This window comes from Propionibacterium freudenreichii subsp. freudenreichii, assembly GCF_000940845.1.
GTDB lineage: Bacteria > Actinomycetota > Actinomycetes > Propionibacteriales > Propionibacteriaceae > Propionibacterium > Propionibacterium freudenreichii.
Genome location: NZ_CP010341.1, coordinates 901,356 through 914,768 on the forward strand (window position 1 = coordinate 901,356; position 13,413 = coordinate 914,768).

Annotated in this window: 11 protein-coding genes, 2 tRNA genes and 1 riboswitch; of the genes, 11 read left to right on the forward strand and 2 right to left on the reverse strand. The window is 66.8% G+C overall.

All coding sequences use genetic code 11. The features are described from left to right. Positions 1 to 305: 305 nt before the first annotated feature. The 3 genes from RM25_RS03800 to ligA all read left to right on the forward strand — a co-directional run bounded on the left by RM25_RS03800 (position 306) and on the right by ligA (position 4,310). A complete protein-coding gene (locus tag RM25_RS03800) occupies positions 306 to 920 on the forward strand; it encodes a mycothiol-dependent nitroreductase Rv2466c family protein (RefSeq protein WP_013160722.1) in 615 nt (204 codons plus the stop codon). A 224-nt stretch (positions 921 to 1,144) separates the two neighbouring features. After that, positions 1,145 to 1,939: a hypothetical protein gene (locus RM25_RS03805; RefSeq protein ID WP_044636078.1), complete on the forward strand. Its 795-nt coding sequence runs from the start codon at positions 1,145 to 1,147 to the stop codon at positions 1,937 to 1,939. 76 nt (positions 1,940 to 2,015) lie between these two features. Continuing rightward, positions 2,016 to 4,310, forward strand: coding sequence for an NAD-dependent DNA ligase LigA (gene ligA, locus RM25_RS03810; protein WP_044636079.1), 2,295 nt, complete (start codon positions 2,016 to 2,018; stop codon positions 4,308 to 4,310). On the opposite strand, the gene RM25_RS03815 is transcribed toward ligA, so the two are convergent. After that, on the reverse strand, positions 4,307 to 5,848 hold the full coding sequence (locus RM25_RS03815; RefSeq protein WP_044636080.1) for a hypothetical protein: 1,542 nt from the start codon (positions 5,846 to 5,848) through the stop codon (positions 4,307 to 4,309). The genes ligA and RM25_RS03815 overlap by 4 nt on opposite strands. A 175-nt stretch (positions 5,849 to 6,023) precedes the next feature. Here RM25_RS03815 and RM25_RS03820 point away from each other — a divergent pair, with 175 nt between their 5' ends. Together RM25_RS03820 and RM25_RS03825 are read left to right on the forward strand one after the other, a co-directional pair. Further along, complete coding sequence (locus RM25_RS03820) at positions 6,024 to 6,272, forward strand: hypothetical protein (RefSeq protein WP_013160728.1); 249 nt, start codon at positions 6,024 to 6,026, stop codon at positions 6,270 to 6,272. A gap of 35 nt (positions 6,273 to 6,307) precedes the next feature. Continuing rightward, positions 6,308 to 6,374: riboswitch (guanidine-III (ykkC-III) riboswitch) on the forward strand. A gap of 9 nt (positions 6,375 to 6,383) precedes the next feature. Beyond that, complete coding sequence (locus RM25_RS03825) at positions 6,384 to 6,698, forward strand: DMT family transporter (protein WP_044636081.1); 315 nt, start codon at positions 6,384 to 6,386, stop codon at positions 6,696 to 6,698. A gap of 198 nt (positions 6,699 to 6,896) precedes the next feature. Here the strand turns inward: RM25_RS03825 and RM25_RS03830 are convergent. Further along, positions 6,897 to 6,969: transfer RNA gene (locus tag RM25_RS03830), tRNA-Pro, on the reverse strand. Positions 6,970 to 7,228: 259 nt separating this feature from the next. Here RM25_RS03830 and RM25_RS03835 point away from each other — a divergent pair. The 6 genes from RM25_RS03835 (at position 7,229) to RM25_RS03860 (ending at position 13,334) form a co-directional block, all read left to right on the forward strand. Next, positions 7,229 to 7,302: transfer RNA gene (locus RM25_RS03835), tRNA-Gly, on the forward strand. A 130-nt stretch (positions 7,303 to 7,432) separates the two neighbouring features. Beyond that, positions 7,433 to 9,016 (forward strand): trigger factor, encoded by a 1,584-nt coding sequence (tig, locus tag RM25_RS03840; protein ID WP_013160730.1) that lies wholly within the window; start codon positions 7,433 to 7,435, stop codon positions 9,014 to 9,016. 224 nt (positions 9,017 to 9,240) lie between these two features. Next, the gene (locus RM25_RS03845) at positions 9,241 to 10,434 is read left to right on the forward strand and encodes an AI-2E family transporter (RefSeq protein ID WP_044636082.1); all 1,194 of its coding nucleotides are present in this window, start codon (positions 9,241 to 9,243) and stop codon (positions 10,432 to 10,434) included. 232 nt (positions 10,435 to 10,666) lie between these two features. Beyond that, the gene (locus RM25_RS03850; RefSeq protein WP_060762516.1) at positions 10,667 to 11,899 is read left to right on the forward strand and encodes an AI-2E family transporter; all 1,233 of its coding nucleotides are present in this window, start codon (positions 10,667 to 10,669) and stop codon (positions 11,897 to 11,899) included. An 86-nt stretch (positions 11,900 to 11,985) separates the two neighbouring features. Next, the gene (locus RM25_RS03855; protein WP_013160733.1) at positions 11,986 to 12,621 is read left to right on the forward strand and encodes an ATP-dependent Clp protease proteolytic subunit; all 636 of its coding nucleotides are present in this window, start codon (positions 11,986 to 11,988) and stop codon (positions 12,619 to 12,621) included. 23 nt (positions 12,622 to 12,644) lie between these two features. Next, positions 12,645 to 13,334, forward strand: a complete 690-nt coding sequence (locus tag RM25_RS03860; protein WP_055344006.1) for an ATP-dependent Clp protease proteolytic subunit — start codon at positions 12,645 to 12,647, stop codon at positions 13,332 to 13,334. The last annotated feature ends 79 nt before the right edge of the window (positions 13,335 to 13,413 follow it).

Genomic DNA, 13,413 nt, shown 5'->3' on the forward strand with positions numbered 1-13,413 from the left:
GCTCGTCGTCATGCGGTTGATCCCCAATTCAGCAGGTTCCACCCGATGACGATCCGGCTCGGGGCCGCCATTCACATGTCGGTCCACCTGTGAGGCTATCGGTAAGGCAAGATGCAAGGCCACGCAGGGGTCGCGCGTCGCAGATATTTTTGCTTGTCAACTGCCTTTCAGGAAGCCCGAAACCCGGCTGCCCGGGCCATTTGATCCGGTAGTGGCCCGCGGCGCCGGGCGTCCGCCGGGGATTGCGTGGTGATTGTCACGGCATTGGCCTTGTTCCGGGCGCATGAACAGGCGAGGCTGTATGCATGAGTGATTCGACGCAGACCGTGGACTTCTGGTTCGACCCCGCATGCCCCTGGGCATGGATGACGAGTCGCTGGATGCTCGAGGTGGAAAAGGTGCGCCCGGTGCACACCGTTTTCCATGTGATGAGCCTGGCGGTGCTCAATGAGGGGCGTGACCTCGATGCGGGTTACCGCAAGATGATCGACACTTTCTGGCAGGGTGCCCGTGCCTGCATCGGGGTGGAACAGGAGCACGGCCCCGAGGCGCTGCGCAATTTCTATACGGAGCTGGGCACGCGCTATCACCTCCACGACGAGCCGCGCGGCGACATCGAGGTGATCCGCGCGGCGCTGCGGGCACAGGGCCTGGATGAGTCGATCGCCGACAAGTCCGACACGGACGTCTACGACGAGGCACTACACGCAAGCCACCATGAGGGCATGGACCCGGTGGGCGACGATGTGGGCACCCCGGTGATCCACATGAACGGCATGGCCCTGTTCGGACCGGTGATCAGTCCCGCGCCCAAGGGGGAGCAGGCCGGAGATTTGTTCGACGGATTCTCCAAGATGGTCGCCTATGACGGCTTCTTCGAGCTGAAGCGCACCCGCACCCGCGAGCCGATCTTCGACTGAGCGACACCCCGGGCCGACGGCCATTGCATTAGCGTCGGCCCCGAATCGGGACCTATGCCGCCGGGGCGCGGTGTGAACGGGCCACGGTCTCGTCTAGGCTCGTAATTGGAATTCATTCAGGTCATTTGTGGGGCCCCACGATCGTTGCAATCCTTGTCCCGGGAACAGACCGGAGTGTTGGCGCCCGGGGCAACGCAACCCGGGGCAATGCAAGGAGCGAAGCTGTGGACGAGGTGGGTCGCGCGATCGAGCACAACGACGAGATGGGCGCTGACGAGCAGGCCGGGGCGGACTACACCCCGGCTCGCCGTGCGATCGATCCCATGGCCGGTGCCGTCGCCCGGGTGACGGCCAGCTACTCGGCGCGTCGCGCAATGCCCGACCCCTCGTCGCAACTTGATTGGGACGATTTCCTGCGTGGTGGCGCTGCCGGGTATGAGGCCCAACGCACCGTCACCGGGCTGCGCGCGCTCATCGACCGCCTGCTGGGACGCAGCAATGAGGAGGCCGCGCGGCGCCTGGACCAGGATGCGGATGAATTGCTCGCCCAGGAGCTGCTGCGGTTGGCCGCGCTGGATCCGCGCTGGGGTTTCCTGCAGCTGGCCCGCTCCAACTCCGGGTTGTCGGCCCTGCAACACATGGTGGTCGGTCCCGGCGGGGTCTACCTGCTCAATGCCAAGAACCATCCGGGGGCGAAGCTCTTCGTGGAGGGCGACACCTTCCTGGTGAATGGGCACGATCGTCCCTATGTCTCCTTCAGCCGCGTGCAGGCCAGCACCGCACGCACCCTGCTGAGCCGCGATTCGGGACTCGACCTGGGCGTCACCGGCATCATCGTGCCGGTGAAGGATCGGCGGTTGACGATCCAGCAGGCCCCCGATGACGTCGAGGTGATCGAACGCAACGGGCTGGCCGAATGGTTGCTCAACCAGCCCGAGGAGCTCAATGAGCATGAGGTGGTCAAGGGCTTCACGGTGGCCCGCGAGGCCACCAGCTGGCGTCCCCGCTGGAGCGAATGACGTTTCCGGGCGCTGACCGGACCGCCCGCATGGTTTGCCGTTCGGCGAGGGTATCGGCGGTTGGCATGATGGAGTCATGACAGCGCACGAAGATCCCGACGAGGACATCCCCACCGGCCTTGATGCCGCAGTGACGGTGAAGGTTGCCGGTGTCGACCAGCAGCGACGGCACGCTGAGCTGGTCAAGGAGATCGACGACGCGCAGGAGGCCTACTACGGTCGTGACAAGCCGTTCATCACCGACGCGCTGTATGACGAATTGATGCTCGAGCTGCAGAAGCTCGAGGCCGAATATCCCTCGTTGCGCACCCCTGACAGCCCCACCCAACGCGTGGGGGCGCCCCAGGAGGAGACCGATTTCTCGCCGCTCACCCATCCCTCGCAGATGCTCAGCCTCGATGACGTCTTCAGCATCGACGAGCTCAAGGAGTGGATGACCCGGACCGAGGCCGCGCTGGGCCACACCCCCGAGTGGCTGTGCGAGGTGAAGATCGACGGGTTGGCCATCGACCTCCAGTACGTGAACGGCCGGTTGCAGACCGCGGCAACCCGTGGCGACGGACGGGTGGGGGAGAACATCACCCCCAATGCACGCACCATCAAGGCGATCCCGCAGCGCCTGCGCCCCGATCCCGCCCAGGATTTCCTGGCCCTGTTCGAGGCCCGGGGCGAGGTCTTCGTGCCGCTGAAGGAGTTCGCCGCCTACAACGACAAGCTCGCCGACCAGGGCAAGCCGCAGTTCGCGAATCCGCGCAATGCCGCGGCCGGCTCGTTGCGGCAGAAGGACCCCCGGGTCACCGCGCAACGGCCCCTGTCGTCGATCTGCCATGGCCTGGGCGTTGCCGACGGCCTGGCCGTGACGCGCCAATCCGATGCCTACGCCGTGATGAAGGCCTGGGGACTACCGATCAGTCCCTACAACAAGGTGGTGCACTCCCTCGACGAGGTGCTCGACTTCATCTCGTATTACGGCCAGCATCGCCACGACCTGATCCACCAGATCGACGGCATCGTGGTGAAGGTCGATTCCTTTGCCGAGCAGCAGCAGCTGGGGGTCACCAGCAGGGCGCCGCGCTGGGCCATCGCCTTCAAGTACCCGCCCGAAGAGGTGAACACGCGGCTGCTCGACATTCGCGTGAAGGTGGGGCGCACCGGACGCGTCACCCCCTACGGCGTGATGGAGCCCGTGCAGGTTGCCGGGTCGGTGGTGTCCAGCGCGACATTGCACAATGCCTACGAGGTGGAGCGCAAGGGCGTCCTGATCGGGGACATGGTGGTCCTGCGCAAGGCGGGCGATGTGATTCCCGAGATCGTGGGACCGGTGGTGGAGATGCGCACCGGTGCCGAACGCCCCTTCGTGATGCCCACCCACTGCCCGTCCTGTGGCACGAAGCTGGCCCCGGAGAAGGAGAGCGACAAGGACATCCGGTGTCCCAACTCGAAGAGTTGCCCCGCGCAGTTGCGCGAACGCCTGTTCTCGCTCGCGGCGCGTTCGGCGCTCGATATCGAGGCCCTGGGCTATCAGGGGGCCGACGCGATCCTGAGGGCCGGCGTCCTGGACAATGAGGCCCAGTTGTTCAACCTGACGCCCGAGCAGCTGGTGACCGTGCCCTTCTACACCCGCGGCGCCACGCCCCGTGAGCTGAAGGAACCGGCCCTGGTGCCGCCGCCCGGCATCAGGGATGGACGCGTGCTGTCGGCCAACGGACGCCGGCTCCTCGAAAACTTGCGCACCGCCCGCCACCAACCGCTGTGGCGGGTCCTGGTGGCGCTGTCGATCCGCCATGTCGGGCCGACGGCGGCCCGTGCCCTGGCGGCCAGGTTCGGTTCCATGGACGCGATCCGCGCGGCGGGCGTGGAGGAATTGGCCGACACCGACGGGGTGGGCCTGATCATCGCCGAGGCCGTCCGCGACTGGTTCACCGTGGACTGGCACCTCGAGATCCTCAACGCCTGGGCAGCCGATGGGGTCTCGATGGCCGATGAGAAGAGCGCCCGGCCGGCCCAGACGCTGCGCGGGCTCACCGTGGTGGTGACCGGGTCGCTGCAGGACTTCACCCGGGACTCCGCCAAGGCCGCCATCACCGACCGGGGAGGCAAGGCCGCCGGATCGGTCAGCCGCCATACCGACTACGTCGTGGTCGGTGAGAACGCCGGGTCCAAGCAGGCCAGGGCCGAGCAGTTGGGAGTGCCCATGCTCGACGAGGCACAGTTCCGGGAGCTGCTTGAGCACGGTCCCACCCCGGCGTCGGAAACCCCGGCGTCGGAAACCCCCGCGCCGGAAACCCCCGCGCCGGAAACCTCAGCCCCGACGACCAGGGCCAGTGGCGCACCCGGGACCCCGCCCGAAACCCGCGACCGGCGCAGCTAGGCCCACAACAACCAGCTCAGCGTCGGCCCGTCGGGCGAGGACGCCGCCAGCCACGCGCGCGTGTCCTCGATCTCGTGGGCGAGGCTGGCACCGAGCCGCTGCTCGACCTGCCAATTCGTCGGGGCCAGCGCCAGGATGGCGCAGGCCTGGGCGGTGCGCACAGAATCGCCGTCCGGCAGCGGTCCGGGCAGGGGGCCGTGGAGCAATCCGATCGTCTGCCACACGGCCGGGGTGGGGGAGTCGGCCCGGGTGAGGATGGCATGCAGGGCCCCGCACAGCGGGTCGTGGGGATCCATCGGCACGGTGGCGTCGAAATCGAGCATGGCCGCCCGGGCGGCCAGCGATGCGCTCAGCCAGGCGAGCATGGGGCCGGGGCCGGGAGCAAGGCCGTCCAGGCGCTGCAGGGCCGCGGCCATGCGCGTGGCGTCCGCGAACGCCCAGTGCAGCAGTGCGGCAGTCGCCTCCGGTGCGATGCTGTTGCCCGGCGGGGCATCGCTCAGCTCCTGGAAGAAGTCGTCCAGGAAGCGTTCGGCGTCGTCATGGGGGATCAGGTGGGCGGTGTCGGCCCTGTCGATCAGGGCTGCGTCGGAGCCCCGGGCGGTGCGTGGGTCCACCTGGCCCAGGATGGCGGCGGCAACATCGCGCAAGACGCGGTCGGTGCCGGCGTTCCAGGTGATGGTGAAGCTGGAATCGATGCCGGGACCGTGGATGCCGATGTCATGCGTGCCGCCGGCGGCACTGAGCTGGGTGCCGTGTTCGTCGGTGACGATCTCCACGTCACCGGTGACTGCGGCGTCGGGCAGGTCGATGAACAGCGGCTCACCGGCGCGCGGCGTGCAGTCCGGGGGCAGCCAACCCGGCAGGGTGCTGGTGGCGTTCATGAGGCTGGCGAAGCGTTCGATCACCCAGGTGGTGGAATAGCCGCGCTCGGGAGTCAGGGTGAGCAGGGGCGGGCCCAGCGCAATGCGATGGGTCGCCGACCCGCCCGGTGTCCGGGTTCGGGACGGGGGAGGCGTCGTGCCGGCCTCGTCCGGCCAGGCCTGACCGTGGCTCAGGTGTGCCGCCGTGACGAGGCCATCGCCCGGTCGGTCGTCGAGGACCAGAAGCGCCGAGCTGCCGCCCACCCAACGTCGGGCCGGCCCCGGCGGCGTCCACAGCAGGGTCGGGGGCTCCACGGCGACCGTTTCAGCGTGGGTCGCCAGTGCGACGCGCAGGCTGAATCCCGGCTGGGTGCTGATGCGCACCGTGGCGCGCGTGGAACCCGGTTGCCGGCTGGACGACAGGTGGCTGGACGACAGACTGGCTGGCGCCGTGGCATCGTCCGCGGGTTGGTCGTCGCGGGTCCACTGCCACTCAAACTCATCATCGTCCAGCGTGGCCGGCCCGGGGACCCACGGGGTGGGGAAGTCGACGGTGAGGGTGCCCAGCGGGCGACCGTCCTCGGCGTCGGACAGGGCGACGCTGCCGGCGTGTGACCCGGCGGTCAGCCGCAGGTGATGCCATTCCAACTGTCGTCGCATCGCATCCTGCCCGGTCACTGTGATCCCCTCATCGCCCCGAACCTAGCGCACGGCCACGGCGGGGAAGACGCAGCATGTGTCGCACCGTGGGGCGTGTCCGGGACGGCCCGGCGCCGGTCGGACGATGCCCTGCGTCCGTGGCGTGGCCCAGCTCCCGCCTGACGGATCATCGCCCGGATGGCAGCATGGGGGCATGACGGACACAGCAGATCCCCGCCCCGGGGGTGGGCGCGGTCAGCACGACAAGGGATCGGCGGACGCACGGGGCAGGTCCGGACGATCGAAGGACGCGCGGCCCAAGGAATTGGGTCGCGACGGCATCACCCCCTTGGTGGATGCGGATCGGGCGCTCCGGGTGCGTGAGATCGGCCATCCCACTGCCGCCATGCGCAGTGCGGCGCGTTCCACGGCGGCCCGCAGCATCACCGGGCGCCGCTCCTGACCGTCTTTGCGTCCGGGGCGTCGGTTAACCTTGGGCCAGTTGCCCGTTGAGGGCTTCCCGGACGAGGGGTGCCGTACCCGGTGCGCGACAAGACGGCCCATGGAGGTTGTCATGTCATGGATCGTTCTGGTGGTGTCCGGGTTCCTGGAGGCCGTCTGGGCCCTTGCCCTGGGTCGTTCCCACGGATTCACCCGACTGGTGCCGACGGTCGTGTTCGCGCTCGCACTGGTGGCGAGCATGGCGGGGCTGGCATTTGTGATGCGCCGCCTGCCGGTTGGCACGTCGTACGCGGTCTGGACCGGTATCGGAGCCGCCCTCACGGTCACCATCTCGATGCTGACCGGTCAGGAGCCCGTCTCCGCGATGCGCATCGTGTTTCTGGCCATGATCGTCGGCGGGGTCGTCGGGCTGAAATTCGTCGCCTGAACCAGATGTACAGATCATTCACAGAAACTGTGAATGTTGGCGAATCCGCTAGTCACGTGGGGGATCGGCCGATGCCCCCACAAGCGGGATCTGTTATCTTTTTGGGGTGTCGTTGGTCATGCGGGGGGCATGACCAACGACACGCTCATGTTCGGTGACCATGCCCAGCAATGTTCGTGGCCATGTGATGGCCGGGGGTCGGGGTGACCGGACTCGAACCGGCGACTTCCTGCTCCCAAAGCAGGCGCGCTACCAACTGCGCCACACCCCGTTGGGCCCTGCAGCTCGTTCAACCCTGACGTGCGATGAACCCTGCAGTGCGATGAATCCTGCAGTCCGTTCCGGGTCTGCAGCACAGTGCACGCTACCGCAAACGGCCCCGTTGCCGCGCCGTGGTGGAACCTGCCCGGGTACTGGGCGGGCTGGCTGGAATTGCCCCGGCGGGGCCACTCATCGGGCCTGCGGATGGCGCCGGATCGGCGTTCACGGCGATGATCGTATAAGCTGACAGCCGCCCGGCAGCGGGCAGCGCGAACGTAGCTCAATGGTAGAGCCCCAGTCTTCCAAACTGGCTACGCGGGTTCGATTCCCGTCGTTCGCTCCACTAACCACAGCGCGTCTGCGTCCCCATGTCCCCGCACGGGCCATCTTGGCGTCGTCCGAGGCCGCTGGTTAGGATTGGCAGGCGTTGTATGTACGCGCCTGCGTGTCTTGTCCCAATATCAGGAGTCCTAGTGCCCAGCACCGTCGAGAAGTTGAACCCGACTCGGGTGAAGCTCACCATCGAAATGCCTTTTGCCGAACTTCAGCCGAAGATCGACGCGGCCTACAAGCAGATCTCCGAGCAGGTGAACCTTCCCGGTTTTCGCCGTGGCAAGGTGCCGGCCCGCCTCATCGATCAGCGCTTCGGTCGCGGTGCCGTGCTGCAGCAGGCCATCAACGACGCGATTCCGGACGCCTACAGCAAGGCCGTCCAGGACAATGAGCTCTTCCCCCTGGGCCAGCCCGATATCGAGGTGTCGAAGCTTGAGGACGGCGATGTCGTCGAGCTGTCGGCCGAGGTGGACGTGCGCCCCGACTTCGATATTCCTGATTTCTCGGGCATCAAGGTCGAGGTCGAGCCCGCCAAGGTGAGCGACGAGGACGTCAACGAGCGCGTGGAGCTGCTGCGCGAGCGCTTCGCCAACCTCAAGGAGGTGGACCGCGCCGCCAAGGATGGTGATGTGGTCAACTTCGATCTCTCGGCCACCCAGGACGGCGAGCCCGTGCCGGACGCCGAGTCGAATGGCATGCAGTACCGCGTCGGCGCAGGCGGCATGGTCGACGGCCTCGATGAGGCGCTGGTGGGCATGAAGGCCGGCGACGAGAAGAGCTTCAGCTCGAAGCTCGTGGGCGGAAGCCATGGCGGCCAGGACGTGGACATCAAGGTGACGGTCAACAAGGTCAACGAGCAGGAGCTGCCCGCCCTTGACGACGACTTCGCCCAGCTGGTCTCCGAGTTCGACACGGTCGACGAGATGCTGGCCGACCTGCGTGACAACCTCGAGCGCATGGCCCGCATCGGCCAGGCCAATGAGGCCCGCGACAAGATCGTGGAGCAGGTCGTGGAGAAGGTTCCCTTCGAGCTGCCGCCTGCGGTGCTGGAAGCCGATGTCAAGGGCTACCACGACCAGATCGAGAACCAGCTCAACCAGTCGGGCCTCACCCTCGAGCAGTACCTCGAGGAGGCCGAGGACGAGAAGGCCGACACCCCCGAGGAGTTCTGGGCCGAGATCGACAAGCGTGCCGAGCAGGGCCTGCGCGCACAGATCGTGCTGGACAAGCTCGCCGAGGAGCAGAACGTCGGCGTGAGCCAGGAAGAGTTCACCCAGCTCATCCTGCAGAAGGCCCAGCAGAACGGCACCACACCGGAGCAGGAGCTCCAGCACATGAGCGAGCACAACCACATGCCCGAGTGGATGGGCGAGGTCCGCCGCGGCAAGGCGCTCAACACGATCGTCGATGAGGCCGTGGTGACCGACACCGACGGCAACGCGGTTGATCTGAAGCACCTGCAGGCCGATGGCACCATCGCCGAGCCCGCTGCCGATGAGAAGGCCGAGGACGCCGACAAGGCCGAGGACGCCAAGGCCGACAAGCCTGCCAAGAAGCCCGCCGCGAAGAAGCCCGCGGCCAAGGCCACCAAGGCGGCGGCGTCGAAGGCGGCCCCCAAGGCTGACAAGAAGCCGGCTGCCAAGAAGCCCGCGGCCAAGAAGCCTGCCGCGAAGAAGCCGGCCGCCAAGAAGGCTGATGAGGCGCCGGCCGACGACGCCAAGTGATCGTCCACCGGTGATCGCCCCACGGTGAGCACCGGCAGCAGAATCGGGAGTCCTTCCTCGGAGGGGCTCCCGATTCTGTGTTTGGCTGATGCATCTGGGCGGCGCTCGTGCTTGCTAGGCTTTCCCCGGCCTGCGACACACAGTGCTGTGCGTGGCACCACGCTTGTACGAGGACACGCCCCAACGACAACACTGTTGTGTGACACCACTGGAAGGATCGGCCGATGAGCCAACCCGAGGAAGCAGAGCCGGTCATCCCCGATGGCGCCACTGCCGCGTACGCGCTCGCCGAGGACGACGGCACCACCGTCGCGGGGCCCACGTCCCCGGCCCAGGCCGCTGCGCCGCCGACCCGTTCGCCGGGGATACCCCGCTATCTCCAGATCGCCGGCGGCATCGTGTTGTCCCTGGGTGCGCTCCTGCTGCTCAAGGAATTCGGCAGCACCTTCGCGCCGATGTTCCTGGCGCTCAACCTCATGGTCACCGCGTATCCGCTGCACACCTGGTTGGTGCGCAAGGGGTGCCCCTCGCCGCTGTCGGCCGTGACCACCGCGCTCGTCGTCTTCGTGGTCCTGCTGGCGATGGTGGCCGGCCTGGTCTGGTCGGTCAACGAGACCGTGACGCTGCTGCCGCAGTATGCCGATGAGTTCACCGGATTGTTCAACTGGTTCATCGACCGCGCAGCACAACTCGGCTTTGACCAGGCCAGCCTCATGCAGGCCTTCAAGAGCATCGATCCCAACAGCATCTTCTCGGCGGCGAGCTCGGTGCTCAATGGTGCCTCCGGCTTCGTCGCCATGCTGGCGATCCTGGTCACCACCCTGGTGTTCATGGCCATGGACACCTCCGGCTTCGCGGCCCGCATCCGCATCGCCGGCGCCACCCATTCGCGGATGGTCACCGGGCTGGTCTCGTTCAGCCGCGGGATCCGTCGCTATTGGGTGGTCACCTCGGTGTTCGGCCTCATCGTCGCCGTCCTGGACGTGATCGCGGTGGCGATCATCGGCGTGCCGCTGCCCATCGTGTGGGGCCTGCTCAGCTTCCTGACGAACTACATTCCCAATATCGGCTTCGTGGTGGGCCTCATCCCGCCGGCGCTGGTGGCGCTGGTGGCGCTGGGTTGGAAGCAGGCGCTGGTGGTCGTGGTGCTGTACTGCGTGCTGAACTTCGTGGTGCAGTCGATCATCCAACCGCGCTTCACCGGCGAGTCCGTCGGCGTGACGCCCACCATCTCGTTCATCTCGTTGCTCGTGTGGGGCCTCGTGCTGGGCGGGCTGGGCACCCTGCTGGCGCTCCCGATGACCCTGCTGGTCAAGGCGCTGATCATTGACACCGATCCCCGGGCGCGATGGGTGAATGCCTTCATCGCCAGCAATCCGGGCGATGCCCAGGGGGCGGCGCAACAGGCCGAACTGTGATTCTGCCCCCGTCCCGGTGGAGGTCCTGACGGGGGAGCGCAGCAGGCGTGGTCCGTTGTGCCCTGTGGTGGTTCCCGGTGGGGCCGTGGTGGTTCCCGGCGGAGCTGTGTCGGTTCCCGGTGGACCCCTGCGGGTTGCTGGTGGAACTGTGCCACGGCAGGGCGATCGCGTCCCCTAAGCTGACCCCGACGTGCCGCGTCGCCACGCACCCGGCGCCATCGAGGAGACGATCATGCAATCCGACCAGGATCAGTTCGGCACTGCCGGCACTTCGTCACAGGATGACACGGGTCGCACCTCGCCTGACGTCGGCGGGGCCGCCACCGCCCGGGCGGAGGACCGCCCGAAGAAGGCCGGCTCGTCGGGCGCCACGAGGAGCACCAGCGTGGCCCAGGGGCCCTTCCGTGGCCAACCCCGGTGGCTGCCACGCATGAGCGTCATCTTCATCGCCATGATCGGCATCGCCGGTAGCATCTGGCTGTTCCGGCAGTTGTCGTGGCTGCTGGCCCCGGTCTTCCTGGGGCTGAACCTGGTGATCGCCTTCTACCCGATCTACTCAGGCCTGACCAGGCGGAAGTGGCCCAGGGCGTTGGCCGCCATCGTCATGGCCCTCGCGCTGCTGTCGGTGGTGATCCTGGCGGTGGCCTCCATGGCATGGGCGGTGGGCACGCTCATCGGTGCGATCCCCAGCTATGTGCCGCGCATCCAGGCGATGTACGGCGACCTGATGCAGTTCCTGGTGCAGCACCACATCAGCGCCGATGCGGTGAGTGGCTTCTACAGCCGCATCGACCCGAACAACGTCCTGTCGGCCCTCACCGGGGTGCTCGGCTCGATCTCGGGCAGCATCGGCGCCGGTACGGTGGCGCTGACCACGATCCTGATGCTGCTGGTCGATTCGGTGGGGTGGAAGAGGCGGCTCGGCATGGTCGAAGTGGGCCACCCGCGCGCCATCGGGGCGATCCGCGATTTCGCCCACGGCACCCGCCGCTACTGGTTGGTGTCGATGGTCTTCGGCGCCATCATGGCCGGGCTGAACGCCATCGAGCTGAAGATCCTCAATGTGCCCCTGATGGGGGTGTGGGTCGTGCTCACCTTCATCACCACCTTCATCCCCTCAGTCGGCTTTTTCTTCGCCATGGTGCCGCCGGTCATCGTCGCCCTGGTGGTCAACGGGTGGCAGAACGCCCTGTGGTTGATGGCCATCTACTTCGTCACGACGTGGATCGTGCAGGGCTTCTTCCAGCCGAAGTTCACCGGCAACGCGGTGGGCGTCAACATCACCACGTCGTTCATCTCCCTGCTCTTCTGGGCCTGGGTGTTCGGGCCGTTGGGGGCGCTGATCGCGCTGCCGGCCACCCAATTGGTCAAGTCGTTGGTGTTGGACGCCGACCCCAAGTCGCGGTGGGTGAGTGCGCTGATCGCCCCCGAGCCGAGCGTCGTCGGCGCCGATCCCCAAACTTGAGTCCCCACGCCTCAACTTCCACGCCGGAAGCGAAATGCGGACCCTCCTCCTCCGGTTTGGGGTCGGCTACGGGTAGGTTCGGACATGTGAACGACATCGCGAAAAACCCCGTGCTGCCCTCCCTGGCGGCCGGAGGAGCCAGCGGTTTCGGCCTGAGTGACAACGTCTACCAGTCACTTCTGGCCAACCGCATCGTGTTCCTCGGCTCAGAGGTGAAGGACGAGAACTCCAACGCGATCTGCGCGCAGATGCTGCTGCTGAACGCGGAGGACCCGCACAGGGACATCTACCTGTACATCAACTCACCCGGCGGCTCGATTGACTCGGGCATGGCCATCTACGACACCATGCAGTGGATCAGCAATGACGTGGCCACCGTCGCATTGGGCCTGGCCGCGTCCATGGGTCAGTTCCTGCTGTCCGGTGGTGCGAAGGGCAAGCGCTTTGCGCTGCCGCACGCACGCATACTGATGCACCAGCCGTCCGGCGGCATCGGCGGCACCGCGTCTGACGTGAAGATCCAGGCCGAGCAGAGCATCCACCTCAAGCATGAGATGGCCGCCCTGATCGCTGGTCACACCGGCCAGACGGTGGAGCAGATCGAGAAGGACTCCGACCGTGACCGCTGGTTCACGGCGCAGCAGGCACTCGAATATGGCTTCATTGACCATGTCTACGAGCGTGCGTCCAAGATCTCTGACACCGACGCCCCGAATCAGTGACTTCTGAACCAGTGAGGACCTTCATGACCAACAATGTGACACCCGGTCTGATTCTGCCTACGGCAGGGCAGTCCCCGGTGGCGCCCGGTGGCTTGGCCACCTCGCCGTCGGCGGAGTACTACATCCCGCAGTGGGAGGAGCGCACCAGTTACGGTGTGCGTCGGGTTGACCCCTACACCAAGCTGTTCGAGGACCGCATCATCTTCCTCGGCACCCCGATCACCGATGATGTCGCCAATGCGGTGATGGCCCAGCTGCTGTCACTGCAGTCGATGGACGTCGACCGTCCCATCTCGATCTACATCAACAGCCCCGGTGGTTCCTTCACCGCGCTGACGGCCATCTACGACACCATGCAGTACCTGAAGCCCGCCGTGCAGACCATCTGCCTGGGTCAGGCGGCGTCCGCGGCGGCAGTGCTGCTCGCGGCCGGTGCCAAGGGCCAGCGCCTGGCGCTGCCCAACAGCCGCATCCTGATCCACCAGCCCGCCATCAGCGGGGAGGGAAGCTACGGCCAGTCCTCCGACCTGGAGATCCAGGCCAAGGAGATCCTGCGCATCCGCAGCCTCATGGAGCAGATGCTGGCCGACGCCACGGGCCAGCCCGTGGAGCGCATCAACCGCGACGTCGAGCGCGACAAGTACCTGACCGCCGAGGAGGCCAAGGAATACGGCCTCATCGACGACATCCTGACGTCGCTCAAGGACTCGTGAAAACAAGGGGCCACCTGAGCGGTCGCTCCTGCAACTAAGCACCAAAGCCCGCCCGGGCCGGTGGGGTCTCTTGTCCCAC

Coding starts and splice junctions, on each gene's coding strand:
- RM25_RS03845 (WP_044636082.1), top strand. CDS start 9,241: ATGAGCCAACCCGAGGAAGCAGAGCCGGTCATCCCCGATGGCGCCACT.
- RM25_RS03825 (WP_044636081.1), top strand. CDS start 6,384: ATGTCATGGATCGTTCTGGTGGTGTCCGGGTTCCTGGAGGCCGTCTGG.
- RM25_RS03850 (WP_060762516.1), top strand. CDS start 10,667: ATGCAATCCGACCAGGATCAGTTCGGCACTGCCGGCACTTCGTCACAG.
- RM25_RS03860 (WP_055344006.1), top strand. CDS start 12,645: ATGACCAACAATGTGACACCCGGTCTGATTCTGCCTACGGCAGGGCAG.
- RM25_RS03800 (WP_013160722.1), top strand. CDS start 306: ATGAGTGATTCGACGCAGACCGTGGACTTCTGGTTCGACCCCGCATGC.
- RM25_RS03820 (WP_013160728.1), top strand. CDS start 6,024: ATGACGGACACAGCAGATCCCCGCCCCGGGGGTGGGCGCGGTCAGCAC.
- ligA (WP_044636079.1), top strand. CDS start 2,016: ATGACAGCGCACGAAGATCCCGACGAGGACATCCCCACCGGCCTTGAT.